The 1,251-nt window shown below is 46.5% G+C and carries 3 protein-coding genes; 1 reads left to right on the forward strand and 2 read right to left on the reverse strand.

The features are described 5' to 3' along the window. Positions 1-73 precede the first annotated feature (73 nt). Complete coding sequence (locus F6K53_RS43460) at positions 74-502, forward strand: transposase family protein (RefSeq protein WP_293055320.1); 429 nt, start codon at positions 74-76, stop codon at positions 500-502. Between the two features lie 29 nt (positions 503-531). On the opposite strand, the gene F6K53_RS43465 is transcribed toward F6K53_RS43460, so the two are convergent. Both F6K53_RS43465 and F6K53_RS43470 read right to left on the reverse strand, forming a co-directional pair. Continuing rightward, complete coding sequence (locus F6K53_RS43465; protein ID WP_293055322.1) at positions 532-687, reverse strand: hypothetical protein; 156 nt, start codon at positions 685-687, stop codon at positions 532-534. A 14-nt stretch (positions 688-701) separates the two neighbouring features. Beyond that, positions 702-872: a hypothetical protein gene (locus tag F6K53_RS43470; RefSeq protein ID WP_293055324.1), complete on the reverse strand. Its 171-nt coding sequence runs from the start codon at positions 870-872 to the stop codon at positions 702-704. Positions 873-1,251: the final 379 nt, after the last annotated feature.

The following is a 1,251-nucleotide window of genomic DNA, read 5'->3' on the forward strand; positions in this document are numbered from 1 at the left end:
CAGGGCTATTTCATTCTCATGAAAGCAAATAAATGCTAGATTTACAGGTTAAACCAGTGTTTCATGAGTTCCCATGGGTTTGCCACCCCCACCTGCCCCTACAATCTTACTTCCAAGCCTTCCCCCAGAAAAGTCAAACCCTGAGCGTATTGAGATTTTGGAAGCCTTTGTCGATATTCCAGATGGCCGCAATGCTTCCGGGAAACGGCATCAACTCAGCCTGTGTCTAGCCCTGTTTACCCTGGCTATCGCGGCTGGGAATCGAGGATTTCTAGCTATCGGTGACTGGCTCACTAGTTATCGGGAGGAGCTCATTGAACTATTTGATCCCCCTTTGGGCCGACTTCCTTCGTACAGTACGATTCGCCGTGTTCTGATCAACCTAGACTATCAGCAGTATTCTGCGGCCTTGGCTCGTTTTTTTGGTATTGAACCCAAGCCTGGAGAAACCAAAGCCATTGATGGTAAAGTCCTACGAGGCTCGTACCAACGTTCTTGGTGATAATCCCGACTCTCCACCTCACCGAGCAATTATACTAGTGAGCGCTTATCTGGTTGAGCGAGGTTTGATTCTAGAACCGAACCCATGTCAATAGCAAAACCAATGAAATCAAAGCTTTGCCTGAATTTATCAAGCAACTGGCTGAGGCGGGTGTCGTCTTTGCCTTTGATGCGATTAGTACTCAAAAAAAACAGCTGAGTTAATCATTGAAAGTGGAAACCACTACCTGGGTGCGCTCAAAGGCAATCAGAGCAATCTGTTCAAAAGCGTCAAAGCCCACTTTGTTGTCCAACACAGTCACACTGACATCAGTAAAGGGCATGGTCGTGTTGAGAAACGAGTTGTTAGCATCTGCACACAACTTGATCACATCAAGCCCTGGCCGGGGCTAAAAACCCTCATTCGAGTGGAAAGTGTTCGACAATTCAAAAAGGGTAGACAACTTCGTTTGGAAACGGAAACACGCTCCGCATGTTGCTTCTTTCAACGAATCTGCAGAGTCTTTTGCTCAGCGCATCCCTTGGATATTGGGGTGTAGAAAATAAGGTTCATTATGTTCGCGATTTCACCCAGGGAGAAGATGCTTCACGTATTCGCATGCATCAGTTACCTCAAATCTTTGCGGTTGCTCGTAACTTTGCACTCAATATCTATCGCTCTAATCACTTCTCAAATATGGCCCAGGCAGAGCGACGGTGCAAGTTTGGACTAGACACACTCAAGCGCATTTTTAGAATGAAATAGCCCTG

It is taken from the genome of Moorena sp. SIO4A1 (assembly GCF_010672065.1).
GTDB lineage: Bacteria > Cyanobacteriota > Cyanobacteriia > Cyanobacteriales > Coleofasciculaceae > Moorena.

What these genes read in the sequence shown, in the direction of transcription:
- F6K53_RS43460 (WP_293055320.1), top strand. Translation starts at nt 74, where the DNA reads ATGGGTTTGCCACCCCCACCTGCCCCTACAATCTTACTTCCAAGCCTT.